The sequence below is a fragment of the Micromonospora sp. GCM10011541 genome (assembly GCF_042650725.1).
GTDB classification, from domain to species: Bacteria; Actinomycetota; Actinomycetes; order Mycobacteriales; family Micromonosporaceae; genus Micromonospora; species Micromonospora sicca.
On sequence record NZ_JBHSBP010000025.1, the window covers coordinates 122,866 to 146,997 of the forward strand.

The following is a 24,132-nucleotide window of genomic DNA, read 5'->3' on the forward strand; positions in this document are numbered from 1 at the left end:
ACCGCCTTGATGCGATCCTGGTCACTGCCGGACACGCGTCGGTGGACCGGTCGGTTCAACCACGGGTGAGGATTACCCCACCCCTCGATGAACAATCCGCAGCGCGAAAGACGTCCCGGAACGCGGCGTGACGCGCGTCGCACCGGGAGCGGGCCGGGTGGGCCGGGGGCGGGGCGCGGGCCGGGTCAGGAGGCGAGCAGGGCCAGCGCGCCGCGGACCTGGTCGGCGGAGCGGGCCAGGGCGGCCCGGGCGGCGGAGACCTCGGCGCCGGAGACGAGGGAGACGAGGGCGGTCTTCAGGTCGCCGTCGGCCTCGTGCAGCGCCCGCCGGCAGACCTCCTCGGCGCAGCCGGTGGCCTCCATCAGGATCGAGATCATCCGGCCGCGGAGTTTGGCGTTGGTGGCCACCATGTCGATCATCAGGTTGGAGTAGACCCGGCCGAGTCGCACCATCACGGCGGTGGAGAACGTGTTGAGCACCAACTTCTGCGCGGTGCCCGCCTTCATCCGGGTCGACCCGGTGACGACCTCCGGTCCGGTGTCCACGCCGATGAAGACGTCCACCGACGAGGCGGCCTCGGCCTCCGGATTGGCGCAGAGCAGCACGGTCCCGGCCCCCTGCGCCCGGGACGCGGCGAGCGCCCCGAGGACGTACGGGGTGCGCCCGCTGGCGGCAAGTCCGACCACCAGGTCGCCGGGGCGTACGCACTCGGCGGCCTCGGCGGCGCCGGCCCGGTCGTCGTCCTCGGCGTCCTCGACGGCACGCCACATCGCGTCCGGGCCGCCGGCCAGGTGGGAGCAGAACCAGTGCTGCGGCGAGTTGAAGGTGGGGGCCAGCTCGGCCGCGTCCAGGACGCCCAGCCGCCCGGAGGTGCCGGCGCCGAAGTAGTGCACCCGGTGCCCGCCGCGCAGCGCCGCGACCGCCAGGTCGACGGTCTCCGCGATCTCGTCGAGGACGGCGGCCACCGCGGCCGGGACCCGGCGGTCCGCGTCGTTGATGACGGTGAGCACGTCCCGGGTCGACATCAGGTCGAGGTCGACGCTGTGCGGGTTGCGTCGCTCGGTCGGTGCGCCGACGCGCACCACCGGCCGGACCGCGGACAACTCGTCGCGCTCCACCCGGCCGGCGGTCATCCGCGCCTCCGCGTCGCGCCCACCCGGTGCGACTTGACCGCCTCCGCGGTCGCCTCCAGGGCCTTCTTCGCCCGGGCCCGGTTGCGCGCCGCCACCCCGACGAAGAGGCAGTCGACCACGGTGAGCTGGGCCAGTCGACTGGCCATCGCGCCGGAGCGGTAGGTGGTCTCCCGGGCCGCGGTGGTGAGCACGAAGTCGGCCACCTCGGTGATCGGTGACCGGGGGAAGTTGGTCAGGGCCACCGTGGTGGCGCCCCGCGCCCGCGCCTGCTCCAGCACCTCGATCACATCGGAGGTGGTGCCGGTGTGCGAGATGCCGACCGCGACGTCGCCCCGGCCGAGCAGGGCCGCCGAGGTGAGGGCGGTGTGCACGTCGGGGAAGTAGAAGGCGGTCCGGCCGATGCGGTGCAGCTTCTGCTGGAAGTCGGAGGCGACGAAGCCGCTGGCGCCGGCGCCGTACACGTCGATCCGGCCGGCTCCGCCGATCGCCTCGACGACCTGCTCGCAGATGGCCGGGTCGAGCTGTTCGGCGGTTTCCTCGACGGCCCGTGCGTCGTTGAACGCGATGGTCGCGATGATCTGCGCGAGGTCGGCGCCGGGCGGGATGTCGCCGCCGACCACCCGGGCGTCCGGCGGCTCGATCCGGCGGGCCGCCTCGGCGGCGAGCCGGATCCGCAGCTGCGGGTAGCCGTCCATGCCCACCGACCGGCAGAACCGGATGACGGTCGCCTCGGAGGTCTCGGCGGCGGTGGCGAGGTCGGTGATGGTGCGCCGGGCGGCGTCCGCCGGGTCGGCGACGACCAGCCGGGCGACCCGCTGTTCGGCCGGGGACAGCGACGGGAGCAGGCCACTGATGTGGACGATCAGTCCACCTGGCTCGTGACTCGCAGAAATCTTCGGACTCTTCGCCACGGATGAAACTTACTTTCATGAGGCGTGAGCGTCAACCATCACCACGCGTATCCGGAAAAGTACCGCGCTCGTCGTGGCGGCCCCGCGGCAAGGGTGCCATTCCCCCAGCCCCGCCGCCTCCTCCGGACCGGCCGACTCCACCGTGCCGGCCGGTCGGCGGGCCGCCATGGCGACCCGGCGCAGGTCACGGAGTGGGGCGCCCGGCCCACCCGGATCGCGACGCGACGGCCCACCGGCCGGCGCGCGGGCCGGTCGGAACCCGCCCGCCCCGGGCCCCGGCCGGACGCGGCAGACGGCTAGCGTGTGGCCATGGCGGAGCGCAGTGTGCTGGTCACCGGAGGCACGGGTGGGCTGGGCGGGGCGGTCACCGCCGCCTTCCTCCGGGCCGGCTGGCGAGTGGTCGTACCGGAGCGTGAGGGCGCGGCGACGGAGCCGGCGGGGGCCGGACCGGTCCGGCTCACCGCGGACCTGCTCGAACCCGCCGGGGCCGCCCGGGCCGTCGAGCTGGCCGCGGCCGACCCCGCCGCGCCGCTGCGCGCCGTGGTCAATCTCGTCGGCGGGTACGCCAGCGGCGGGCTGGTGCACGAGACCCCGGTCGAGGAGTTCGACCGGATGCTCCGGATCAACCTGCGCCCGACGTACCTGGTCACCCAGGCGGCGCTGCCGCACCTGGTCGCGGCCGGCGGCGGCGCGGTGGTCTGTGTCTCGGCCCGGGCCGCCGTGGCCCCCTTCCCCGGCGCGGCGGGCTACGCCACCGCCAAGGCCGCCGTGCTGGCCTTCGCCAACGCGGTGGCGGTGGAGTACCGGCCGCGCGGGGTCCGCTGCAACACGGTGCTGCCCAGCGTGATCGACACCCCGGCGAATCGCGCCGCTCAGCCCGACGCCGACCACCGGCGCTGGGTCTCCCCGGCCGAGATCGCCGCGGTGATCCGCTTCCTGGCCTCCGACGAGTCGGCGCCGACCAGCGGCGCGAGCATCCCGGTCTACGGCCGGGCCTGAGCCCTCACCGGACCGGCCGGCGCCGCGCCGTTCGACGGCGGGCCGGCCGGCGGCGCGGTGCCGGGGTCGGCCGGCGGGGTCGCCGGCAGCCACTCGGTGAGGTGGGCCCGGATCCGACGGGAGACCTCCTCCGGGGAGCCGCCCGCGTCGACCACCACGAAGCTCGGATACTCGGGCAACGTCCGGTACGCGATGGCGGCGGCGGTGAGCCAGCGCATGCTCTCGTGGTCGGTGCCCCGCCGTTCGATCCGCCGGTACGCCTCGGCCGGGTCCACGGTCAGCAGGAAGGTCACCCGCGGGGCCGGGAAGAGCCGGTAGCCGGCCCGGGCCAACCGCTCCCACCGCTGACCACCGTGCGCCCGGATGCTCGCGTACTGGCAGGCGGAGTAGCGGTCCATCACCGCGGTTCGGCCGGTGATCAGGCAGCTCAACAGGGCGAGGGCGATGGCGAGCCAGCGGAGCGCGGACTCGATCGCGAGCATCCCGTTCCGCCCGACGAGCCGCTGGGCGTCCGGACGCCCGACCCGGTGGGCGAGCCGGCCGAGCCACCGCCGGCCGCCGGCGTTGCGATGGTAGGTGGCCGGGTGGCCGGCCGCGCTGAGCGCCTCCGCGAGCCGGTGCGCCTGGGTGGTCTTGCCCGACCCATCGATGCCGATCAGGGCGACCGTACGGAGTCGGGCCCTGCCGCGCCACGCCCGCAGTGATCCGCCCACCTTCCCGAGGCTATCCGACCCGCGCTCGCCCCTCGGTGATTTGTCCCTTCCCGTGCCCGTCGACGCCACACCGTGTCACGGCCAGGTGTGGCCGACCGGATTGCCGGGTACGCAACTTCATTCCCACGCCGAGACGACGACGGGAGACCCAGATGGCCGAGCGCGGGGACGAGACCCTGGTCCACACGCTGAAGAAGGTCGCCGCCGTGCTCAAGCAGTCCGAGATCCCGTTCGCCCTGGGCGGCAGCTTCGCCGTGTACGCCCACGGCGGCCACTCCAGCGACCACGACGTCGACTTCCTGCTCCGAGAGCAGGACGTGGACCGGGCCCTGGAGGCCCTGGTCGCGGCCGGCTTTACCGCCGAGCGCCCGCCCGAGGACTGGCTGGTCAAGGTCTACGACGAGGGTCGGATGGTGGACCTCATCCACCGGCCGATCGAGACCCCGGTCACCGAGGAGACGTTCGCCGACACCATCGTGCGCCCGGTCGACGCGATCCACATGCCGGTGCTCTCCGCGAGCCAGCTCATGGTGCACAAGCTGCTCAGCTTCTCGCAGCACTACTGCGACTTCGCCCGGGCCCTGCCGCTCGCCCGCTCGCTGCGGGAACAGATCGACTGGGAGCGGGTACGGAAGGAGACGCAGCACTCGCCGTACGCGGAGGCGTTCCTGGTGCTGCTCGACCGGCTGGACGTGCTGCCGCACGACGGCACACCCGGAGGAAGGGAGACACCGTGACCGAGGAGCACGGCGGCGCGCCGCCCGACGAGTACGTCGAGGCGGAGATCCACCGGCTGCTGGCCGAGGATCCGGCCGTCGCCGAGCAGGGGATCACCGTGGTCCACCGCGAGCGGGGCCTGGTCCTCTACGGCGAGGTGGAGAGCCCGCACCGGCGCGAGGAGATCCTGCGCCGGGTGGCCGAGCGGTTTCCCGACCTCCCGATCACCAGCGACATCGGGGTGATCCGGGCGCAGGCGCCCACCCAGGCCGAAGAGCTGCCGTGAGGGAGGTGGGATCGTGATCCGGATCGCCGCCGTCGGCGACGTGCACCTGGACGAGGACGTGGTCGGTCGGTTCCGGCCGGCCCTGGAGGAGTTGCCCGGCTGCGCCGACGTGCTGCTGCTCGCCGGCGATCTGACCCGGCACGGGACCGAGTCCGAGGCGCGTTGCGTGGCGCAGGAGTTCGGCAATCTCGGGGTGCCGGTGATCACCGTGCTCGGCAACCACGACCACCAGTGCGACCAGGTGCCGCAGGTGGTGAAGGTGCTGGAGGACGTCGGAATCACCGTGCTGGAGGGGACCGGGACGGTGGTGGAGTGTGCCGGCGGGCGGCTCGGCGTGGCCGGGGTGAAGGGCTTCGGCGGGGGCTTCGCCGGGCGGTGCGCCAGCGACTTCGGCGAGCCCGAGATGAAGTCGTTCGTCCGGACCACCAACGAGAGCGCGGAGGCGCTCGCCGAGGCGCTGCGCGGGCTGGAGTGCGACCTGCTGGTCGCGCTCACCCACTACTCCCCCGTGCCGGACACGCTAGCCGGCGAGCCGCTGGAGATCTACCCGTTCCTCGGCTGCTACCAGCTGGGCCAGGCGATCGACTCGGCGCCGACCGCGCTGGCCCTGCACGGGCACGCCCACCACGGCACGGAGCGGGGCACCACCCCGGGCGGGGTGCGGGTCCGCAACGTCGCCCACCCCGTGATCAAACAGGCGTACAGCATCTTCCACCTGGGAGATCATCTGGTCGGGTGACCCAGGTTTCCTGGGTCGGATGGCCGGGTATTCAGCGGCCATGGAGCTGATTCTCTGGATTATCGCAGTCGTACTCGTGGTCGCCGGCATCCTCGCGCTGTTCCGCCGGCAGATCCTGTGGGGCATCGTCCTCATCGTGGTCGGCCTGCTGGTCGGCCCGGGTGGCGTCAGCATCTTCAACAATTAGACGCCGGTTCCGCACCATCCCTGACCCGCCGGGGTCGTCGGGTCCGGTGCTCCGTCCTCCCAGACCGGAGCAACCGGGCACGACGACCCCGGCGTCGTGCGGTCCGGCGGGCTGTCCCGGATCCGGCCCGAGCCCGGGTCCGGCCGGCCCGCAGGTCAGCAGCGGGGGACGTTCGGAATGTAGCCGTCGTAGCCGGTCTGCACGTACGCGTCGGAGACGTACCGGCCGGTGCCGATCCGGTCCCAGATCGAGCTGGTGCCGTACGTGCCGGTGACCGTGGTGCCGGAGGTCTGGCAGTAGATGGTCACCGTGGTGCCGTCGGCGACCGAGCCGACCGCGCTGTAGCCGGTGCCCGGCCCGGAGCGGACGGTCAGGTCCGCGCCGGCGGTGTTCACCGTCCCGGTGGCGGTGGTCGAGGAGCAGTTGTTGTCGCTGGTGTACGTCTTGGTGCCCCAGTAGAGCGCGAGCGTGCCGTTGAACCGGGCCTGGATGTCGTTGCCGTTGAGCCGCTGCTCGTAGTGCAGGTGCGGGCCGGTGGAGCCGCCGGTGCTGCCCACCCAGCCGATGACCTTGCCGTAGCCGATGCTCTGGCCGACCGAGACGTTGAAGCCGTTGAGGTGGGCGTAGTACGTGGTGTACCCACCGCCGTGGTCGATCCGGATGTACTTGCCATAGCTGGTGCCGCCGAGGTCGGTGACCCGGTCGACCGTGCCCGGCGCGCTGGCCACCACGGGGTCGCCCAGGTCGTCGGTGCGGTTGAAGTCGATCGCGTACGCCGGGCTGTGGTCGGAGCGGGTCTGCCCAGACCAGGACTGGCCGCAGGGGAAGGGCACCTTGAAGGTGGGCGCGGCCATCGCCGGGGCCGCGGGCAGCAGGGTCGCCGCGACCAACAGGCCGGCCGCCACGAGGCTGAACCACCGTCTACGCATCCAGCACCTCCTATGTCGAAATCCTTCGATCCGATCGGTTCAGCGTGACAGAAACTTGCATCGATGGGAAGGGGCCGGAGCGGGCCGGAAAGTGCGGTTGGTGGGAGCGCGCCCACGGCCGGTGAGCGGGTTTCGGGATTGTTACCGGGCCGTGTCCGGCAGGGGGTGGACTCGGGCTGATGCAAGCGCTTACATGTGGGGACGACCATCGGACCGGCGCGGGTTCGGTTCCCCCACGCGCCGGCAAGGAAGGAGATCGGCATGGCGTTTGCCAGATCACGCCAGGCTCTCGCGATCGCCGGCGTACTGGGGCTGGCGCTCGGCGCCACCGCCTGCGGCACCGGCAACGACAAGAAGAGCGACAAGGCGAGCTCCCCCGAGTGCGCCGCATACGAGAAGTACCAGGGCCACGACGGCAAGAAGGTGACGATCTACTCGTCGATCCGGGACATCGAGGCCGACCGCCTCGATCAGTCCTGGAAGCAGTTCGAGGACTGCACCGGCATCGATATCGACCACGAGGGCAGCGGCGAGTTCGAGGCCCAGCTGGGTGTCCGGGTCGACGGCGGCAACGCCCCCGACCTGGCCTTCATCCCGCAGCCGGGTCTGCTCAAGCGGTTCGTCGACTCGGGCAAGATCAAGGCGGTCGGCGCCGACACCAAGGCGTTGGCCGAGCAGAACTTCACCCCCGACTGGCTGAAGTACAGCACCGTGGACGGCAAGCTCTACGGCGTTCCGCTGGGCTCCAACGTGAAGTCCTACGTGTGGTACTCGCCGAAGACCTTCAAGGAGAAGGGCTGGCAGGTCCCCACCACCTGGGACGACCTGATCAAGCTCAGCGACCAGATCGCGGCGAGCGGCACCAAGCCGTGGTGCGCGGGCATCGAGTCCGGTGACGCCACCGGCTGGCCGGCCACCGACTGGATCGAAGACCTGATGCTGCGGACGCAGACCCCCGAGGTCTACGACCAGTGGACCACCCACGGCATCCCGTTCAACGACCCGAAGGTCGCCGAGGCGCTCGACAAGGCCGGCACCATCCTCAAGAACGAGAAGTACGTCAACGGCGGCTTCGGCGGCGTGAAGAGCATCGCCACCACCTCCTTCCAGGAGGCCGGCACGCCGATCACCACCGGCAAGTGCGCCCTGCACCGCCAGGCGTCCTTCTACGCCAACCAGTGGCCGCAGGGCACCAAGGTGGCCGAGGACGGCGACGTCTTCGCGTTCTACTTCCCGGCCGTCGACCCCGCCAAGGGCAAGCCGGTGCTGGGTGCCGGCGAGTTCGTCTCGGCGTTCGCCGACCGTCCCGAGGTCCAGGCGGTGCAGACCTACCTGGCCTCCGGCGAGTACGTCAACAGCCGCGCCAAGATCGGCGACTGGCTGTCGGCGAACAACAAGCTCGACATCAACAACGTGCCGAACCCGGTGGACAAGCTCTCCGTCCAGATCCTGCAGGACCCGAAGACCGTCTTCCGCTTCGACGGCTCGGACCTGATGCCGGCCGCGGTCGGCGCGGGCACCTTCTGGAAGGGCATGGTCGACTGGATCAACGGCAAGGACACCGCCACGGTGCTCCAGGGCATCGAAAGCAGCTGGCCGAAGTGATCTGAGACGGTGGTCCGGCCCGCTCGCGCGGGCCGGACCACCGTCCCCGACCGAACCCTTGAAGGAGGGTCGATGGAGTTCGACTTCGCGGAGGAACAGCCCAAGTTCCTCATGCTGATGTACGGGCTGATCGCTTTCGTCGCGGTGGTGGGCGGCCTGCTCCTGCTCCTCGACGCGGTGCCGGCCTGGTTCGCCCGCCGTCGCGAGGCTCAGCTGATCGCCGCCTCGGCGAGCGGCACCCCGCTGCCCCGCCGGCGCAAGGAGCGGGAGGGGCTCTTCGCGCTCTTCTTCCTGCTGCCGACGCTGCTGCTGCTCACGATCGGGCTGGTGGTGCCGGCGATCCGCACCACGCTGCTCTCCTTCATGGATAGAGGCAGCAACGACTGGGTGGGCCTGCGCAACTACGGCTGGATGTTCTCCGAGGGCTCGATCATCCGGGTCCTGGTGAACACCCTGATCTGGGTGCTCCTGGTCCCGCTGGTGGCCACCGCCTTCGGCCTGCTCTACGCCGTGCTGGTGGACAAGGCCCGGTTCGAGGCGGTCGCCAAGTCCCTGATCTTCCTGCCGATGGCCATCTCGTTCGTCGGCGCCACCATCATCTGGAAGTTCGTCTACGCCTACCGAGGCGACGGTCAGGAGCAGATCGGTCTGCTCAACCAGATCGTCGTCGGCCTCGGCGGAGAGCCCAAGCAGTGGCTGCTCGAATCGCCGCTGAACACCTTTCTGCTCATCGTGATCATGGTCTGGATCCAGGCCGGCTTCGCCATGGTGGTGCTCTCCGCCGCGATCAAGGCCATCCCGGCGGACATCGTCGAGGCCGCCAGGCTCGACGGGGTCACCCCGTGGCAGATGTTCTGGCGGATCACCATGCCGAGCATCCGGCCGGCGCTGATCGTGGTGGTGGTGACGCTCTCGATCGCCACGCTCAAGGTCTTCGACATCGTCCGGACCGCGACCAACGGCAACTACGACACCAGCGTCATCGCGACCGAGATGTACAACCACGCGTTCCGGTACGGCGAGAACGGCCAGGGTTCGGCCCTGGCGGTCTTCCTCTTCGTCCTGGTCATCCCGATCGTGATCTACCAGATCCGCAACCTGCGTCAGCAGCGGGAGGGCTGAGATGACCACCGCCACGCCCACCGTTCCGGCCGGCACCCAGGCCACCGAGAAGACCACCCGCGCCGCCCGCGTCCGCAAGCGGCTGAACAGCCGTACGGCCACGCTCGTCTCGATCGTCATCGCGCTGGTCTGGACCATCCCCACCTTCGGCCTGCTGATCTCGTCGGTCCGGCCGGAGAACGAGATCAAGACCACCGGCTGGTGGACGTTCTTCACCAACCCGCAGTTCACTCTGGACAACTACCAGCAGGTGCTCTTCAGCACCTCCTCCTCGTCCGGCCAGCTCGCCAGCTACTTCATCAACTCGCTGGCGATCACCATCCCGTCGGTGCTCTTCCCGCTCGCCTTCGCGTCGCTGGCCGCGTACGCGCTGGCCTGGATCAACTTCAAGGGTCGGGACTGGCTCTACATCGCGATCTTCGCGTTGCAGATCGTGCCGCTGCAGATGGCCCTGGTGCCGCTGCTGAAGTTCTTCTCCACCGGCGTCACCGTCGCGGGGGTCACCGTGCTCCCCGCCTGGGGCTTGGTCGACGAGCAGAAGTTCGCCCAGGTGTGGTTCGCGCACACCTGCTTCGCGCTCCCGTTCGCCGTCTTCCTGCTGCACAACTTCATCTCGCAGCTGCCCAGGGACCTGATGGAGGCGGCCCGGGTCGACGGGGCCACCCACCCCAAGATCTTCCGCACCATCGTCCTGCCGCTGGTCACCCCGGCCCTGGCGGCCTTCGGCATCTTCCAGTTCCTCTGGGTCTGGAACGACCTGCTGGTCGCGCTGATCTTCGCCGGGGGCGGCGACGAGACCGCCCCGCTCACCGTCCGGCTGGCCGAGATGGCCGGCACCCGGGGCAACGAGTGGCAGCGGCTGACGGCCGGCGCGTTCGTGTCGATCGTCGTACCGCTGACCGTCTTCCTGTCCCTCCAGCGCTACTTCGTGCGCGGCCTGCTCGCCGGCAGCGTCAAGGGCTGACCCGTCGGTCCGCCGCCGCCGGTCCCCGGCGGCGGCGGGCGCGGATGGAGCGGGGGAACGATGACCAAGATTGACGACGTCGCCCGCCTGGCCGGGGTCTCCACGGCCACCGTCTCGCGGGCGCTGCGCGGTCTCCCGACCGTCTCGGCCGCGACCCGGCGCCGGGTCCTCGCCGCCGCCGAGCAGCTCCAGTACGCGGTCTCCCCGAACGCGTCCCGGTTGGCCGGCGGGAAGACCGGCACCGTGGCCGTGGTGGTCCCCCGGATCACCCGGTGGTTCTTCGGCACGGTCGTCGAGGCGGTCGAGGAATTCCTCCACGAGTCCGGCTACGACCTGCTGCTCTACAACCTCGGCGGCCGGGAGCAGACCCGGCAGCGGGTGCTGCGCACGGCCAGCCTGCACAAGCGGGTGGACGCGGTCATCCTGGTCGCCACGCCATTGCGCCCGCCGGAGGTGACCGCGCTGGCCGCGCTGAACCTGCCCGGCGTCACCATCAGCTCCGGCACGGTGATGCCCGGCTGGCCCTGCGTACGCATCGACGACGTGGCCGCCGCGCGGACCGCCACCCGGCACCTGCTCGACCTCGGCCACACCCGGATCGCGCACATCTCCGGCGACCCGGACGACGAGCTGGCCTTCACCACCCACCTGGACCGGCGGCTGGGCTACCAGGCGGCGCTGCGCGCGGCCGGGATCCGCCCCGACCCCAGTCTGGACGTGGAGTCGCAGTTCACCATCGACGGCGGCAACCGGGCCACCGCCGAGCTGCTGGCCCGGGGCGAACCGCCGACCGCCATCTTCGCGGCCTGCGACGAGATGGCGATGGGCGCGATGACCGCCCTGCGGGACGCCGGGCTCCGGGTGCCGCAGGACGTCAGCGTGATCGGCATCGACGACCACGACCTGGCCAAGGTGCTCGGGCTGAGCACCATCGCGCAGCCGGCGGCGGAGCAGGGCCTGCTCGCCGCGCGGATCCTGCTCGACCCGCTCGGCGCCCGCACCGTCGAGCCGTACGCCGGGCGCCTGCCGGCGCCGCGCGGCGGCGACGCCCCCGGCAACTCGCCGGCGCCGCCAGTGATCCTGCCCACTCGGCTGGTCGTGCGGGAGTCGACCGCCCCGCCCGGGGCAAACTGAAGAATTCGGCCGTCCCGCGGACGGCAGGGCAGCAACCGTCCGACCACCGGGCGGCACGGTTCGACACAAGGGGAGAAGGCTCTGAACACCGACGTGACGCAGCAGGAAACGGCCGGCGGCCCGGCCACCGGCTGGTGGACCGAGGCCGTCATCTACCAGATCTACCCGCGTTCCTTCGCCGACTCCGACGGCGACGGCATCGGCGACCTCCCCGGCATCACCGCCCGCCTCGGTCACCTCGCCGAGCTGGGCGTCGACGCGGTCTGGCTGTCGCCGTTCTACCCGTCCCCGCAGGCCGACGCCGGGTACGACGTGGCCGACTACCGGGACGTCGACCCGCTCTTCGGCACCCTCGCCGACGCGGACAAGATGATCGCCGAGGCGAAGGCACACGGCCTGCGGGTCATCGTCGACCTGGTGCCGAACCACACCTCGTCCGCACACCGCTGGTTCCAGGCGGCGCTGGCCGCCGGGCCGGGCAGTCCGGAGCGGCAGCGGTACGTCTTCCGGGACGGCAAGGGACCGCAGGGCGCCGAGCCGCCGAACGACTGGCAGAGCGTCTTCGGCGGGCCGGCGTGGACCCGGGTGCCCGACGGGCAGTGGTACCTGCACCTCTTCGACACCGGCCAGCCCGACCTCAACTGGGACAGCCCGGACGTCCGCGCCGAGTTCCTGGACATCCTCCGGTTCTGGCTGGACCGGGGCGTCGACGGCTTCCGGGTGGACGTGGCCCACGGGCTGATCAAGCAAGCCGACCTGGCCGACTGGCAGGAGCCGCACGAGATCCTCTCCGGCCAGGAGGTGGACAAGCCCCGCCCGCCGATGTGGGACCAGGACGGCGTGCACGAGATCTACCGGGAGTGGCGGCGGCTGCTCGACTCGTACGGCGGGGAGCGGATCCTGGTCGCCGAGGCGTGGGTGGAGCCGGCCGAGCGGCTGGCCCACTACGTCCGTCCGGACGAGATGCACCAGGCGTTCAACTTCGAGTACCTGCTCGCCGCCTGGACCGCCCCGGCCCAGTACGCGGTGATCACCCGCTCGCTGGAGGCCACCGACGCGGTCGGCGCCCCCACCACCTGGGTGCTCTCCAACCACGACGTGGTGCGGCACGCCTCCCGGCTCGCGCTGCCGATCGGCGCGCCGCGGCCGAACGGCATCGGCATCGGCGACCCGCAGCCCGACGCCGCGCTCGGCCTGCGCCGGGCCCGGGCGGCCAGTCTGCTGATGCTCGCCCTGCCCGGCTCCGCCTACCTCTACCAGGGCGAGGAGCTGGGGCTGCCGGAGCACACCACGCTCCCCGACGAGGCCCGGCAGGACCCGACCTGGGAGCGCAGCGGGCACACCGAGCGCGGCCGGGACGGCTGCCGGGTGCCGATCCCGTGGGAGGCCGACGCCCCGTCGTACGGCTTCGGACCGACCGACGCGAGCTGGCTGCCACAGCCCCCGAGCTGGGCCGAGTACGCCTTGGACCGGCAGCGCGGGGTGCCCGGCTCGACGTACGAGCTGTACCGGACCGCGCTGCGGCTGCGGCGCGAGCACGGGCTGGCCCGGGGCCCGCTGAAGTGGCTCTCCACCGGCGACGAGGTGCTCGCCTTCCGCAACGGCGCCCTGACCGTGCTGACCAACTTCGGCCCGGCCGCCGTCCCGGCCCCGGCCGGCGAGGTGCTCCACTGCAGCGCCCCGCTGGACGACGACGGGCGGGTCCCGACCGACGCGACGGTCTGGGTCCGCGCCTGACCACCACCCGGCCCGTCGGCCGCCGCCTCACAGCGGCGCCGGCGGGCCGGTCCGTTCCTGGACGCACCGCCTCGTTTCGTCTGGCGGTCAGAGGCGGTCGGCGCGGGCGTGCAGGAGGCCGTGCACCGACTCGATGTCGCCGGGTGAGGTGCGCGCGGCGAGCCAGTACATGACGCCGGTGGGGATGAAGAAGAGCTGGAAGGCGGCCAGCCCGACGGCGTAGTTCAGCGGCGGCGGGAAGGCCGCGCGCAGCCCGGCGAAGGCCACCCCGACCAGCCCGTTGCCGGCCGCCCGCCCGACCCCGTTGACCAGGTTGCCCAGGCTGTAGACGGTGCCCCGGTGCTCGGGCGGGTTGACGTCGGCGATCAGCGCGAACCAGTTCGGCGAGTTGGCCGAGGTGAGCGCGAGCGCGACCACCGCGGTCAGCAGGCTCAGCCCGACCGTGGGCTCGGTGACCACGCTGGCCAGCACGGCGGCGACCACCGCGCCGGAGCCGGCGCCGTCCGGCACGTCGATCCGGATCGGCACGAAGAACAGGACCAGGTAGAACGGCACGGCCGCGAGGATGCCGACCGCCGCGACCAGGGCCCGGCCGCTCGGCGTACGCCGTTGCAGCGCGTCGCCGACCAGGCCGCCCACGATGGAGAGGACCCCGCCGAGCTGGAACAGGGTGGCGAAGACGCTGCCCACCACCACGGCGGTGGCCGTCGAATAGCCCTGCGCCTCGGCCCGCTGGGCGAAGAGCACCGGCAGCCAGACCAGCGAACCGAACGCGGCCTGCGCGGTGAGCCCCTGCAGGATCAGCCACCGGTTGGTCCGCCGGGCCAGGATCCGCGGCAGGTCGGCCCGGGTGATCCGGTAGTCGTAGTCGGCGCCGGCCTCGAGCGCCTCGGCCAGCTCCGGCTCGCTCTGCCCGCGCCGGATGTCGTACGTGAACAGGTAGGCGACGGTGGCGGCCAGCCCGACCACCGTGAGCACCAGGAACGGCCGCCGCCAGTCGGTGGCGCCGAGGATCCCGCCGGTCAGCGTGCCGGCCAGGGTGCCGACGCCCTGGGACAGTCCCCAGAAGCTCATCACCAGGCCCCGGCGGCGGGGCGAGATCAGGTCGGTGACCACGGAGAAGCCGACCGAGCCGACCGCCCCCAGCCCGACCGCGGCGACGAGTTGAGCGGCGAGGAACGTCGGGTAGTTCTGCGCCAGCGCGCCGCCGCCGGTGCCGGCCGCCCAGATCAGCGTGCCGACCATGAGCAGCGGCTTGCGGTTGGTCCGGTCCCCGACGTACGCCCAGCCGACCGCGGCCACCGCGCTGACCAGGAAGCTCACCGCGGTGACCAGGCCGAGCAGCCGTTGCGGGACCCCGAGCGCGCCGGAGATCGGCCCGTACAGCGGCGGCACCAGCCCGATCGCCACGTTGTCCAGCGAGGCGAGGACCACGAAGACCACCACGCTGTAGAGGCGGTGGGCCGCGTTCCCGCGCCGGGCGATCTTTGTGCCGCTCACGTCGGGCAGCAAACCAGGAGCAGATCACGGCCCGGTGACGACCCCCACCGGGGCGGCGGGCGGGTCACTCCTCCGGTCCGCCGAGCCGGTCGACGGTGCGTTCGCGGGCCTGCGCGTAGCGGGCACGGACGGCGGGCACCGGGTCGGCGGCGTACTCCCGGGTGTCGGCGAACGGCCACTCGGGTGGCGCCGCGCCGCCCAGGGCGATCCAGGCGGCCTGGCGGGCGGCGCCGTCGGCGACGTACTCCCCGGGCGGCGGCACGACCACCGGGCAGCCGAAGACCTGCGGCGCGATCCGGCGGACCGCCGCCGACCGGGCGCCGCCGCCCACCAGGACGACCCGGTCGGCCCGCGCGCCCTGGGCGGTCAGCGCGTCGAGGCCGTCGGCGAGCGCGCAGAGCATCCCCTCGACCGCGGCCCGGGCCAGGTGGCCGGCGGTGGCGTTGGGCAGGGTCAGCCCGTGCACCGAGCCGGTGGCCAGCGGCCGGTTCGGGGTCCGCTCCCCCTCCAGGTAAGGCACCATGACCAGCCCGTCCGCGCCCGGCGGGGCGGCCAGCGCCAGCTCGGCCAGCTCGTCCAGCCCGACCCGGAGCATCCCGGCGGCGGCGTCCAGCACCCGGGCCGCGTTGAGCGTGCAGACCAGCGGCAGGAACCGTCCGGTGGCGTCGGCGAACCCGGCCACCGCGCCCGTCGGGTCGGCGGCCGGGGCGTCGGCCACCGCGAAGACCGTGCCGGAGGTGCCGACGGACACCACGATGTCGCCCGGGCCGGCCCCGACGCCGAGGGCCGCGGCGGCGTTGTCCCCGGTGCCCGGCCCGAGCAGCACGCCGGCGGCGCCGGCCCCCGCGCCGCCGCCCAGCGCCGCCGGGTCGAGCACCCCCGCCGGGTCCGCCGGCCCGAGCACGGCCGGCACCCGCACGCGCCGGCCGAAGGCCCGTTCCAGCAGGTCGAGGCGGTACTCACCGGTCCGTGGCGACCAGTAGCCGGTGCCGCTGGCGTCGCCCCGGTCGGTGCGCAGGGCGGTCAGCTCGGGGGCGCCGGCCAGCCGCCAGGTGAGCCAGTCGTGCGGCAGGCAGACCGCCGCCACCCGGTCCGCGTTCGCCGGCTCGTGCCGGGCCAGCCACCGCAGTTTCGTGGCGGTGAAGCTGGCCACCGGCACGCTGCCCGTCGCCTCGGCCCAGAACCGGCGGCCGGTCCCGTCGCCGCCGGCCTCCTCGACCAGGTCCCGGGCGGCGTCGGCGGACCGGGTGTCGTTCCACAGCAGCGCCGGCCGGACCACCTCCCCCGCCTCGTCCAGGCAGACCATGCCGTGCTGCTGGCCGGCGACCGAGACGGCGGCGACGTCGGCCAGCCCGCCGGCGGCCTCGACGGCCGCGCGCAGGGCGTCCCACCAGGCCCGCGGGTCGACCTCGGTGCCGTCCGGGTGCGGCGCGCGGCCCTGCCGGACCAGCGCGCCGGTCTCCGCGTCCCGGATGACGACCTTGCAGGACTGGGTGGACGAGTCGACCCCGGCGACGAGCGGCATGCCGGCCCGCCTCAGCGCGCGCCGAGCACGTGCTCGACGGCGAGCTGGTTGAGCCGGACGAAGCCGAAGCCCTTCGCGGCCGTGGCGTCCACGTCGAACTCCTCGAACGCGGCGCGGTCGGCGAGCAGGTCGGCGTGGCCCTCGCCCGGGTTCAGCGTCGGCGTGGCCAGGTCGCCGACCTTGCTGGCCGCGAGGGCCTCGGCCACCTCGGGGTCGGCCCGGAACGCCGCGGCCCGTTCCTTGAGCAGCAGGTACGTCCGCATGTTCGCCGCCGCCGAGGCCCACACCCCGGTCATGTCCTCCGTGCGGGAGGGCTTGTAGTCGAAGTGCCGCGGCCCGTCGTACGCCGGACCCCCGTCGGGACCGCCGTGCTCCAGCAGGTCCACCAGGGCGAACGCGTTGAGCAGGTCGCCGTGGCCGAAGACCAGGTCCTGGTCGTACTTGATGCCGCGCTGGCCGTTGAGGTCGATGTGGAACAGTTTGCCCTGCCAGAGCGCCTGGGCGATGCCGTGCGCGAAGTTCAGCCCGGCCATCTGCTCGTGGCCGACCTCGGGGTTGAGCCCGACGAGGTCGGGGCGGGCCAGGGTGGAGATGAACGCCAGCGCGTGCCCCACGGTGGGGAGCAGGATGTCGCCGCGCGGCTCGTTCGGCTTGGGTTCGAGGGCGAAGCGCAGCTGGTAGCCGTTGTCGACGACGTACTGGCAGAGCAGGTCGACCGCCTCGCGGTAGCGGTCCAGCGCCGAGCGGACGTCCTTGGCCAGGTCGTACTCGGCGCCCTCCCGGCCGCCCCACATCACGAAGGTGCGGGCGCCCAGCTCGGCCGCGAGGTCGACGTTGCGCAGCACCTTGCGCAGCGCGTATCGGCGGACGTCGCGGTCGTTGCTGGTGAAGCCGCCGTCCTTGAAGACCGGGTGGGTGAAGAGGTTGGTGGTGACCATCGGGACCACCAGGCCGGTCTCGTCGAGCGCCTTGCGGAACCGGGTCAGCCGGGCGTCGCGGGTGGCCGCGTCCGCGCCGAAGGGGACCAGGTCGTCGTCGTGGAAGGTGATCCCGTACGCCCCGAGCTCGGCGAGCCGGTGGACCGCCTCGACCGCGTCCAGCTCGGGCCGAGTGGCGTCGCCGAACGGGTCGCGGGCCTGCCAGCCCACCGTCCAGAGACCGAAGGAGAACTTGTCGGCGGGGGTGGGACGGGGTGCCATGGCAGACCTCCGATGGTGTCGCCGCAATTTGTTCAACGGTTGAATTAAATGATCGCCGTGTGGCACTGTCAAGGGGTGACCAGCCCCAGCACCGCCGGCGCCGTCCGGCAGGGCAGCCTCCGCGAGCTCAACCTCGCGGTCGTGCTCCGCCGGATCGCCACCGCCGACCGGCCGCCCTCCCGGGCCGAGATCGCGGCCGAGACCGGCCTCACCCGGGCCACCGTCTCCGCGGTGGTCGACGACCTGATCGGCGGCCGGCTGGTGGCCGAGGCCGACCCCGCGCCGCGTACCGGCGCCGGCCGGCCCGCCCGCGGCCTGGTGCTGGCCGGGAACGGGCCGGCCGGGCTCGGCCTGGAGGTCAACGTCGACTATCTCGCGGCCTGTGTGGTGGACCTGGCCGGCACGGTCCGGCACCACGTCGTGCGCCGCGCCGACCTGCGGCCGGTCTCCCCCGCAGACGCGCTGGCCCGGCTCGCCGCGCTCGCCGCCGACGCCCGCGCCGCGGCCGCGCGGCAGGGGCTGACCCTGGCCGGCGCGGCCCTCGCCGTGCCGGGCCTGGTCGACGCCGGCGGCCTGGTCCGGCTCGCCCCCAACCTGGGCTGGCGGGACGTGGACGTGCCCGCGCTGCTCGCCGGGCACCGGCTGACCGAGCCGGTCGACGGGGTGCCGCCGCTGGTGGTGGAGAACGAGGCCAACCTGGCCGCCCTCGGCGAGCTGCACGCCGGTCCGCCCGGGTCGGCGAGCTTCCTGCACATCTCCGGCGAGATCGGGATCGGCGCCGGGATCGTCCTCGACGGACGGCTGTACCGGGGCGCGCGCGGCTGGAGCGGCGAGATCGGTCACATCCCCGTGCATCCCGAGGGACGGCCCTGCCGCTGCGGCGGCCGCGGCTGCCTGGAGCGGTACGCGGGACAGGAGGTCGTCCTGGCCGCGGCCGGACTGGCCGGCGCGGACCTGCCCGCGGACACCGCCGCGACCCGGCTGGCGGAGCTCGCCGCGGCCGGCGACCCGGCCACCCGCACCGCGCTGGCGGACGCCGGGACCGCGCTCGGGGTGGCCGTCGCCGGTGTGGTGAACCTGCTGGACCTGGACACCGTGGTACTCGGCGGCGGGTACGCCCCGCTCGCCCCCTGGCTCCAGCCGCCGGTGGTCGCGGAGCTCTCCCGCCGCGTGCTCACCGCGGCCTGGTCCCCGGTGACCGTACGGCCGGCGGCCCTCGGCGCGCGGTCCGCGGCCGTCGGCGGGGCCGCGTCGGTGGTCCGCCGGATCGTGGACCGGCCGGTCGGCTGGCTGGCCCACAGCGGCTGAGACCACCGAGGGCGACCACCTGGCGCCCGCCTGACCCGGGCCGCGGGGCTCGGCGGATCAGGCCGTCCGGGCCACCGGTGGCTCACCGGCCGGGTCGCCCGCCCACTCCGCCGCCGGCTCTTCGCGGCGGGACCCCTGCGCCACCGGCCAGCCGGCCTCCGAGACCGCCGTGGGCTCCTGGCGCCGGGCGCTCTCGTCGAACTCGCGCATGCCGCGCAGCAGCGCCTCCCGCCCGTCCGGAGTCATCGCGGTGAGGACCCGGTCCAGCCGCTGCCAGCGGTCGGAGCGCAGCTCAGCGAGGAGCCGGACCGCCTCCGGGGTGAGGTGCAGGGAGATCTCCCGCCGGTCGAAGCGACCCGGCTCCCGCTCCAGCATCCCGGCCGCGACCAGCCGGTCGCAGAGCCGGCTGGCCGAGGAGAGCAGCATGTCCGTCAGCGTGGCGAGCCGGCGGAGATTGATCCCGTCGTGCTGCTCGACGACCATGACCGCACGCAACTGGGCGCTGGAGAGCCGGCTCGTGGTCCGTTCCCGGGCCGCCTCCCAGACGGCCAGCAGGGTGCCCGCCGCCTCGTCCAGGGCGGCGGCCATACTCGCATCTGGTCCGTAGGGACCGGTTTCTTCGGCCATGGTGGGCCCGAGACTACCCGCCCCACCAGGGCATCGACCTGTGCAAAGGAGCAAAGATGAGCGGACCGGAGGATCTGGCCCGCCGGACCCTGACCGAGGCTCCGGCCGACCTCCTGATCGACCGGCTGGCCGGCGAGCTCAAAGGGGCGTACCAGATCACCCGGGTGGAGCTCTACCAGGTCGACTACCGGTTGGCGGAACTGCTGCCGCTGGCCGGCGGCGAGCCGATCGCCAGCCCGGGCCACCCGGCCTGGCGGTGCTTCGACCACCAGGAGCCGATCGTCGCCGACGGGGTCGGCTGGTTCCCGGTGGGCATGCGGGGCGAGCGACGGGGTGTGTTGCGTCTCTCCCCGGTGCCGGACGACCCGGCCGCCGTCCATGAGCTCGACGCGATCGCCACCGCGCTCGGGCACGAACTGGCCGCCGTCTCGCCCAGCACGGACATCTACCTGATCGCGCGGCGCAGCCGGCGACTCACCCTCGCCGCCGAGATGCAGTGGGAGCTGCTGCCCGGGCGCAGCCGGATCCGCCCGTCGTTCAGGCTGGCCGGGCAGCTCGAACCGGCGTACGCGGTGCGGGGCGACAGCTTCGACTGGTCCGACGACGGCCACCGGCTCCTGCTCTCGGTGATCAACGGCTCGGGCGAGGGGGTGGCCGCCGCCATGCTGACCTCGCTGGGCACCCACGCGCTGCGCAACGCCCGCCGGGCCGAGCTGGGCCTGGCCGACCAGGCCGCCCTGGCCGACCAGGCGATCTACGCCCTGCACCGGGGCGCCCAGCACCTCTCCGCACTGCTGCTCGAGCTGGACCTGGCGTCCGGACTGCTCACCGTGGTCGACGCCGGATCGCCGCGCCTGGTGCTGCTGCGCGACGGCGAGGTCAGCGAGCAGGTCCTGGAGAAGCAGTTCCCGCTGGGCATGTTCGAGGGCACGGACTACCGGGAGCAGAAGTTCCAGCTGCGCCGCGGCGACCGGCTCTTCGTGGTCAGCGACGGCGTCGTCGACGCGACCGGGCAGCAGGTCCGGTACGGCGAGACGGCGCTGGACCGCTTCCTGCGGCGTACCGGGCCGATGGAGCCGCTGGACGCGGTCCGGTCGTTGCTCGGCGACCTGCGGGCGTTCGTCGCCGGCGACCTCGTGGACGACGCCGTGGTGGTCTGCCTCGACTGGCTCGGGCCGCAGCCCTGACCGGAGCGCCGGCCCCGGCATCGACTCGCCGGGGCCCGTGGCTCAGTACGCGCCGCGGCTGTTGACCACCGCGCCGAACGTCTTCCAGAGGATGGTCAGGTCGGCGGCGAGCGACCAGTTCTCCACGTAGTAGAGGTCGAGCCGGATGCCGTCCTCCCAGCTCAGGTCGGACCGGCCGCTGACCTGCCAGAGACCGGTCATGCCGGGCTTCACCAGCAGCCGCCGGGCCACGTCGCCGTCGTACCGGGCCACCTCGGAGGGCAGCGGCGGGCGCGGGCCGACCAGGCTCATCTGGCCGAGCAGCACGTTCACCAGCTGGGGCAGCTCGTCCAGGGACCACTTGCGCAGCAGCCGGCCGATCCGGGTGACCCGGGGGTCGTCGCGCATCTTGAACATCAGGCCGTCGGTCTCGTTGCGCGCGGCCAGCTCGGCCAGCAGGGCGTCGGCGTTCACCACCATGGTGCGGAACTTGAAGACGCCGAACTCCTCGCCGCCCTGACCGACCCGGGTCTGACGGAACAGCACCGGCCCCCGGCTGCCCAGCTTGATGGCCAGCGCGATCACCACCAGCAGCGGCAGCAGCAGGGTCAGCGCCACGAACGACAGGGACCGGTCGACCAGACCCTTGACCAGCTTGCGGGCGCCCCGGAACTCGGGGGCCTCCACGTGGATCAGCGGCAGGCCGGCAACCGGCCGGGTGTGGATGCGGGGACCGGCGACGTCGGTGAGCGCCGGGGCGACGACGAGGTCCACCCCGGTCCCCTCGAGCTGCCAGCCGAGCCGGCGCAGCCGGGTCGCGGTCAGCTCGCCGGAGGCGGTGACCGCCACGGTGTCCGCGCCGATGGCGGTGGCCGCCTCGGGGATGCCCCGGAACGAGCCGACCACCGGCACGTCGCCCAGCCGCTGCGGCACCGGGGCGAGCAGCGCGTCGGGGATGCACGCCCCGACCACGTGGTAGCCGGCGTACGGCTCCCGGCGCAGGGTGTGCACCAGCTCCAGCACGTGTGCGGTGTCGCCGACGACCAGCACCTTGCGGCTCCAGCCGGCGCCCCGGTCGCGGGCGCGGTGCAGCCGCTTGCGGGCGGCGAAGCGGGCCACCTCCAGCCCGACCGTGCCGACCGCGAAGGAGATCGCCAGGAAGCCGCGGGAGACGCCGACATCGGCGATGTAGCCGGTGATGGCGATGCCACCGGCCAGGCGCAGGCTCGCCGAGCTGACCCGCCGGTACTCGTCGGCCCCGTAGCCGAGCACCCGGTCGTCGTAGCAGCGCAGCACACGCAGTGAGATCAGCCAGGCCAGCAGCAGGCCGGGGGCGACCACGACGTACGGGATCTCCGAACCGCTGGGTTCCTCGTCGCCGAAGCGAGCGACGTACCCGACGAGGATGGCCACCGCCAGAACGGCGGTGTCCAGCACCGCCAGGAGTCGGATGTAGGCCCGCTCGTCGGCACGCGCCGCCGGCCCGGGGCGGTCGCCCCTCGGCCGCGACGGGGTCCTGGCGGGGGTCAACAGTGTCGCCGAGGTCACCGGCCCTCCCCGTTTCGCTCAGGACGGCTCCGGCCGGTCGGTCCCGATCGGGACCGGCGGCGGAGCACTCCGACATCTTGCCTGGATAACTATGGACGCCGATTGCTTCGGACGTATTGCCGTCAGTTTTCCCGGCCCACGTGGGCCGGGAAGGGTTCCGCCGTACCGGTTCTCCCGGTACGGCGGAACCCTCTCGCTGACTGGCGGATCAGCGGGGCGCGGGCGGGCGCGCCGCGATCGCCTGCAGGAAGATCTCACCGATCTTGGTCGGGTCCGTGGCGACGAAGGCGACGCCATCGGCCTCCTTCGCGATCGTCTCGAGCTCGGACCTGCTGACTTCGGTACCGATACCGATGATGATCACCCGCACTGGCTGCTCCGGGTCCTTGATCTTCTTCAGCTGCTGAAGCAGGTCCGCCCGGGAGATGCCGTTCTTGTCGTCGTTCTGGCCGTCAGTGAAGAGCACCACGGAGTTGACCTTGCCCGGCTCCCACTCCTTCTGGACCTCCTTGTAGGCGGCCAGCATGGTGTCGTAGAGGCCGGTGTCGCCGCTCGACGGCTTGATCCCGGCCAGCCCCCGCGCCAGGGCGCCCCGGTTGCTCGACAGTGGCTTGATCGGGACCACGGGTCGCCAGTCCTGTGAACCGACCAGCTCGGTGGAGAACGTCCACAGCCCGATCGCCCAGGAGTCGTCGAAGAGGTTCAGGCCCTGGCTGGCCGCGGCCACGGTGACCTGTTCCCGGGTGGCGCCGTTCGCGGTCGCCACCGGCTTCTTCATCGAGCCGGAGACGTCGACGACGGCCAGCATGCGGCCGGACTGGGTGGCGGCCGCCCAGGTGGTGGTGGCCTTCGCGATGGCGACCGGATCCAGGCCGGCCGCCGCGCCCTGACCGGTCGGCGCGCCGGTGGCCCCGCCGCCCGCCGGGCTCGGCGCGCCCTGCGGTGCCTTGAACCCCGCACCCCAGTTGCCGTCCGGCGAGCGCAGCGCCTGCGCGGCCAGCCGGTTGCGGAAGCCGGGGGTGGTGAGCACCTCGAAGAGCACCTTCGCGGCCGACCCCTTGGCCGGCTCGATACCCGGCAGCACCGCGAACGGGTAGTCCAGCGGCATCGGGGGCGGATCGAGGTAAAGGGCCGCGAGCGGGATCGGCGGCTTGGTCTGGTTGTACGCGATGACGTCCTCTTCGGAGAGCGCAGCGGCGCCCAGTCCGTTGGCGATCGCGGTCGGGTCGGAGGAACGCGGGAACCGCGCGAGGAGGTCCTGCCTTATCGACGACCGGTTGGTGGCCAGCGCCCGCAGCGCGCCCACCATCGCCTCCTGCGCGTCCGGCGACCCCGGGGAGCCGGTGGAGCTGGCGGCGGCGGTCAGCGAGAGCAGGCCGGAGAGGCCGGCCGCGTCCTGGGTCGGCTCCACGATGCCGGCGTGCAGCGGCGACTTGCCGGTGGTGACCTGCGCGAGCAGGTCGGTCCATTTGAACTTCTTCTCCGGCCAGCCGGCCCGGGTGGCTACCGGCTCGGGCATGGCGACCACCACGGGGCTGCGGGCGATCGAGGCGCCGTTGGCCGGGGCGAAGGCGGTGGCGCCGCCGTTCTTCAGCCGCAGCAGCCAGGTGGATGAGTCCGGCACCCAGACGTCGGGGGTGACCGCCGTGCCGCTGGCCTGCCCGACACCCGCCAGCGTCGCGCCGTGCTTGCTCGCCACGGCGGCGGCCACGTCGACCGGCTCGGAGGAGGAGACGTTCACGCCGATGCAGGTGCCCCCCACCGCCGCCCCGTCGGCGACCCACTGGTCGGCGGCCGCCTTGACGGCGGGTTCGATCTCCGGGGCGGCCGCGACGGACAGCTGGATCCGTCCGGAGCAGGACGGCCCCGCCAGTTGCTGGTAACCGAACCAGGAACCGACGACGACGACGAGCACGGTTGCCGCAACGGCGGCACCTGCCCCACGAAGGCTTGAACGCATGCGATGGCGGCCAGACACGGTGACCATCTTGCGTATCTCGTGGGGTTACTGCCACAACCGTTCGGTTGAAAGTTACGCAGAAGAAACAGTTGATCGCAAAACCGCAACCATGAGTGAGCAGTC

21 protein-coding genes and 1 pseudogene are annotated in these 24,132 nt (G+C 72.9%); 12 read left to right on the top strand and 10 right to left on the bottom strand.

Going from position 1 to position 24,132, the window contains the following annotated elements; genetic code table 11:
• Window positions 1-185: 185 nt before the first annotated feature.
• Both murQ and ACFOYX_RS10280 read right to left on the bottom strand, forming a co-directional pair.
• Window positions 186-1,133 carry an N-acetylmuramic acid 6-phosphate etherase gene (murQ, locus tag ACFOYX_RS10275; protein ID WP_322441586.1) on the bottom strand — a complete coding sequence of 316 codons (948 nt, stop codon included), beginning with the start codon at window positions 1,131-1,133 and terminating at the stop codon, window positions 186-188.
• Window positions 1,130-2,044: a MurR/RpiR family transcriptional regulator gene (locus tag ACFOYX_RS10280; protein ID WP_109804932.1), complete on the bottom strand. Its 915-nt coding sequence runs from the start codon at window positions 2,042-2,044 to the stop codon at window positions 1,130-1,132. The genes murQ and ACFOYX_RS10280 overlap by 4 nt, the downstream gene beginning before the upstream one ends.
• Window positions 2,045-2,353: 309 nt before the next feature.
• On the opposite strand from ACFOYX_RS10280, the gene ACFOYX_RS10285 reads away from it, so the two are divergent.
• A complete protein-coding gene (locus tag ACFOYX_RS10285) occupies window positions 2,354-3,043 on the top strand; it encodes an SDR family oxidoreductase (protein ID WP_322441587.1) in 690 nt (229 codons plus the stop codon).
• Here the strand turns inward: ACFOYX_RS10285 and ACFOYX_RS10290 are convergent.
• Window positions 3,028-3,756, bottom strand: a complete 729-nt coding sequence (locus tag ACFOYX_RS10290) for a dTMP kinase (RefSeq protein ID WP_322441588.1) — start codon at window positions 3,754-3,756, stop codon at window positions 3,028-3,030. The two genes, ACFOYX_RS10285 and ACFOYX_RS10290, sit on opposite strands and share 16 nt — an antisense overlap.
• Before the next feature lie 119 nt (window positions 3,757-3,875).
• On the opposite strand from ACFOYX_RS10290, the gene ACFOYX_RS10295 reads away from it, so the two are divergent.
• From ACFOYX_RS10295 to ACFOYX_RS10310, 4 genes and pseudogenes are all read left to right on the top strand, one after another.
• Complete coding sequence (locus tag ACFOYX_RS10295) at window positions 3,876-4,493, top strand: nucleotidyltransferase (protein ID WP_336636228.1); 618 nt, start codon at window positions 3,876-3,878, stop codon at window positions 4,491-4,493.
• On the top strand, window positions 4,490-4,759 hold the full coding sequence (locus ACFOYX_RS10300) for a hypothetical protein (protein ID WP_109805826.1): 270 nt from the start codon (window positions 4,490-4,492) through the stop codon (window positions 4,757-4,759). The genes ACFOYX_RS10295 and ACFOYX_RS10300 overlap by 4 nt, the downstream gene beginning before the upstream one ends.
• A gap of 10 nt (window positions 4,760-4,769) precedes the next feature.
• Window positions 4,770-5,548, top strand: a pseudogene (locus ACFOYX_RS10305) (metallophosphoesterase).
• Window positions 5,539-5,685 carry a GPGG-motif small membrane protein gene (locus tag ACFOYX_RS10310; RefSeq protein WP_201750034.1) on the top strand — a complete coding sequence of 49 codons (147 nt, stop codon included), beginning with the start codon at window positions 5,539-5,541 and terminating at the stop codon, window positions 5,683-5,685. Before ACFOYX_RS10305 ends, ACFOYX_RS10310 begins: the two are co-directional and overlap by 10 nt.
• A gap of 155 nt (window positions 5,686-5,840) precedes the next feature.
• On the opposite strand, the gene ACFOYX_RS10315 is transcribed toward ACFOYX_RS10310, so the two are convergent.
• Window positions 5,841-6,614, bottom strand: coding sequence for a peptidoglycan DD-metalloendopeptidase family protein (locus tag ACFOYX_RS10315; RefSeq protein ID WP_322441589.1), 774 nt, complete (start codon window positions 6,612-6,614; stop codon window positions 5,841-5,843).
• A gap of 261 nt (window positions 6,615-6,875) precedes the next feature.
• On the opposite strand from ACFOYX_RS10315, the gene ACFOYX_RS10320 reads away from it, so the two are divergent.
• The 5 genes from ACFOYX_RS10320 (at window position 6,876) to ACFOYX_RS10340 (ending at window position 13,176) form a co-directional block, all read left to right on the top strand.
• Window positions 6,876-8,219, top strand: a complete 1,344-nt coding sequence (locus tag ACFOYX_RS10320; protein WP_322441590.1) for an ABC transporter substrate-binding protein — start codon at window positions 6,876-6,878, stop codon at window positions 8,217-8,219.
• Window positions 8,220-8,291: 72 nt separating this feature from the next.
• Entirely contained in the window at window positions 8,292-9,341 is a 1,050-nt protein-coding gene (locus ACFOYX_RS10325) for a carbohydrate ABC transporter permease (RefSeq protein WP_109805822.1), read from the top strand.
• A 1-nt stretch (window position 9,342) separates the two neighbouring features.
• Window positions 9,343-10,305, top strand: a complete 963-nt coding sequence (locus ACFOYX_RS10330) for a carbohydrate ABC transporter permease (RefSeq protein WP_109805821.1) — start codon at window positions 9,343-9,345, stop codon at window positions 10,303-10,305.
• A gap of 60 nt (window positions 10,306-10,365) precedes the next feature.
• The gene (locus ACFOYX_RS10335; RefSeq protein WP_322443622.1) at window positions 10,366-11,439 is read left to right on the top strand and encodes a LacI family DNA-binding transcriptional regulator; all 1,074 of its coding nucleotides are present in this window, start codon (window positions 10,366-10,368) and stop codon (window positions 11,437-11,439) included.
• Between the two features lie 81 nt (window positions 11,440-11,520).
• Window positions 11,521-13,176, top strand: coding sequence for a glycoside hydrolase family 13 protein (locus ACFOYX_RS10340; RefSeq protein ID WP_322443641.1), 1,656 nt, complete (start codon window positions 11,521-11,523; stop codon window positions 13,174-13,176).
• Window positions 13,177-13,263: 87 nt separating this feature from the next.
• Here ACFOYX_RS10340 and ACFOYX_RS10345 read toward each other — a convergent pair whose 3' ends face one another.
• The 3 genes from ACFOYX_RS10345 to xylA all read right to left on the bottom strand — a co-directional run bounded on the left by ACFOYX_RS10345 (window position 13,264) and on the right by xylA (window position 17,400).
• Entirely contained in the window at window positions 13,264-14,676 is a 1,413-nt protein-coding gene (locus ACFOYX_RS10345) for an MFS transporter (RefSeq protein WP_109805818.1), read from the bottom strand.
• Window positions 14,677-14,740: 64 nt separating this feature from the next.
• Window positions 14,741-16,201, bottom strand: coding sequence for a xylulokinase (xylB, locus tag ACFOYX_RS10350; RefSeq protein ID WP_322443623.1), 1,461 nt, complete (start codon window positions 16,199-16,201; stop codon window positions 14,741-14,743).
• 11 nt (window positions 16,202-16,212) lie between these two features.
• On the bottom strand, window positions 16,213-17,400 hold the full coding sequence (gene xylA, locus ACFOYX_RS10355; RefSeq protein WP_322443624.1) for a xylose isomerase: 1,188 nt from the start codon (window positions 17,398-17,400) through the stop codon (window positions 16,213-16,215).
• A gap of 48 nt (window positions 17,401-17,448) precedes the next feature.
• Here xylA and ACFOYX_RS10360 point away from each other — a divergent pair, with 48 nt between their 5' ends.
• Window positions 17,449-18,708: an ROK family transcriptional regulator gene (locus ACFOYX_RS10360; RefSeq protein ID WP_322443626.1), complete on the top strand. Its 1,260-nt coding sequence runs from the start codon at window positions 17,449-17,451 to the stop codon at window positions 18,706-18,708.
• A gap of 57 nt (window positions 18,709-18,765) precedes the next feature.
• Here the strand turns inward: ACFOYX_RS10360 and ACFOYX_RS10365 are convergent, their stop codons facing one another.
• The gene (locus ACFOYX_RS10365; protein WP_322443627.1) at window positions 18,766-19,296 is read right to left on the bottom strand and encodes a MarR family transcriptional regulator; all 531 of its coding nucleotides are present in this window, start codon (window positions 19,294-19,296) and stop codon (window positions 18,766-18,768) included.
• 95 nt (window positions 19,297-19,391) lie between these two features.
• Between ACFOYX_RS10365 and ACFOYX_RS10370 the strand changes: the two genes are divergently transcribed.
• On the top strand, window positions 19,392-20,522 hold the full coding sequence (locus ACFOYX_RS10370) for a PP2C family protein-serine/threonine phosphatase (RefSeq protein ID WP_322443628.1): 1,131 nt from the start codon (window positions 19,392-19,394) through the stop codon (window positions 20,520-20,522).
• 42 nt (window positions 20,523-20,564) lie between these two features.
• Here ACFOYX_RS10370 and ACFOYX_RS10375 read toward each other — a convergent pair whose 3' ends face one another.
• Together ACFOYX_RS10375 and ACFOYX_RS10380 are read right to left on the bottom strand one after the other, a co-directional pair.
• Window positions 20,565-22,049, bottom strand: coding sequence for a sugar transferase (locus ACFOYX_RS10375; protein WP_377533900.1), 1,485 nt, complete (start codon window positions 22,047-22,049; stop codon window positions 20,565-20,567).
• Between the two features lie 208 nt (window positions 22,050-22,257).
• Window positions 22,258-24,009, bottom strand: a complete 1,752-nt coding sequence (locus ACFOYX_RS10380) for a VWA domain-containing protein (RefSeq protein WP_322443629.1) — start codon at window positions 24,007-24,009, stop codon at window positions 22,258-22,260.
• Window positions 24,010-24,132 lie beyond the last annotated feature (123 nt).

Bases quoted from the DNA above. Each gene is read 5' to 3' on its own strand.
- ACFOYX_RS10370 (WP_322443628.1), top strand. From the start codon at position 19,392: ATGAGCGGACCGGAGGATCTGGCCCGCCGGACCCTGACCGAGGCTCCG.
- murQ (WP_322441586.1), bottom strand. From the start codon at position 1,133: ATGACCGCCGGCCGGGTGGAGCGCGACGAGTTGTCCGCGGTCCGGCCG.
- ACFOYX_RS10320 (WP_322441590.1), top strand. From the start codon at position 6,876: ATGGCGTTTGCCAGATCACGCCAGGCTCTCGCGATCGCCGGCGTACTG.
- ACFOYX_RS10330 (WP_109805821.1), top strand. From the start codon at position 9,343: ATGACCACCGCCACGCCCACCGTTCCGGCCGGCACCCAGGCCACCGAG.
- ACFOYX_RS10315 (WP_322441589.1), bottom strand. From the start codon at position 6,614: ATGCGTAGACGGTGGTTCAGCCTCGTGGCGGCCGGCCTGTTGGTCGCG.
- ACFOYX_RS10310 (WP_201750034.1), top strand. From the start codon at position 5,539: ATGGAGCTGATTCTCTGGATTATCGCAGTCGTACTCGTGGTCGCCGGC.
- ACFOYX_RS10285 (WP_322441587.1), top strand. From the start codon at position 2,354: ATGGCGGAGCGCAGTGTGCTGGTCACCGGAGGCACGGGTGGGCTGGGC.
- xylA (WP_322443624.1), bottom strand. From the start codon at position 17,400: ATGGCACCCCGTCCCACCCCCGCCGACAAGTTCTCCTTCGGTCTCTGG.
- ACFOYX_RS10325 (WP_109805822.1), top strand. From the start codon at position 8,292: ATGGAGTTCGACTTCGCGGAGGAACAGCCCAAGTTCCTCATGCTGATG.
- ACFOYX_RS10360 (WP_322443626.1), top strand. From the start codon at position 17,449: ATGATCGCCGTGTGGCACTGTCAAGGGGTGACCAGCCCCAGCACCGCC.
- ACFOYX_RS10365 (WP_322443627.1), bottom strand. From the start codon at position 19,296: ATGGCCGCCGCCCTGGACGAGGCGGCGGGCACCCTGCTGGCCGTCTGG.
- xylB (WP_322443623.1), bottom strand. From the start codon at position 16,201: ATGCCGCTCGTCGCCGGGGTCGACTCGTCCACCCAGTCCTGCAAGGTC.
- ACFOYX_RS10380 (WP_322443629.1), bottom strand. From the start codon at position 24,009: ATGCGTTCAAGCCTTCGTGGGGCAGGTGCCGCCGTTGCGGCAACCGTG.
- ACFOYX_RS10335 (WP_322443622.1), top strand. From the start codon at position 10,366: ATGACCAAGATTGACGACGTCGCCCGCCTGGCCGGGGTCTCCACGGCC.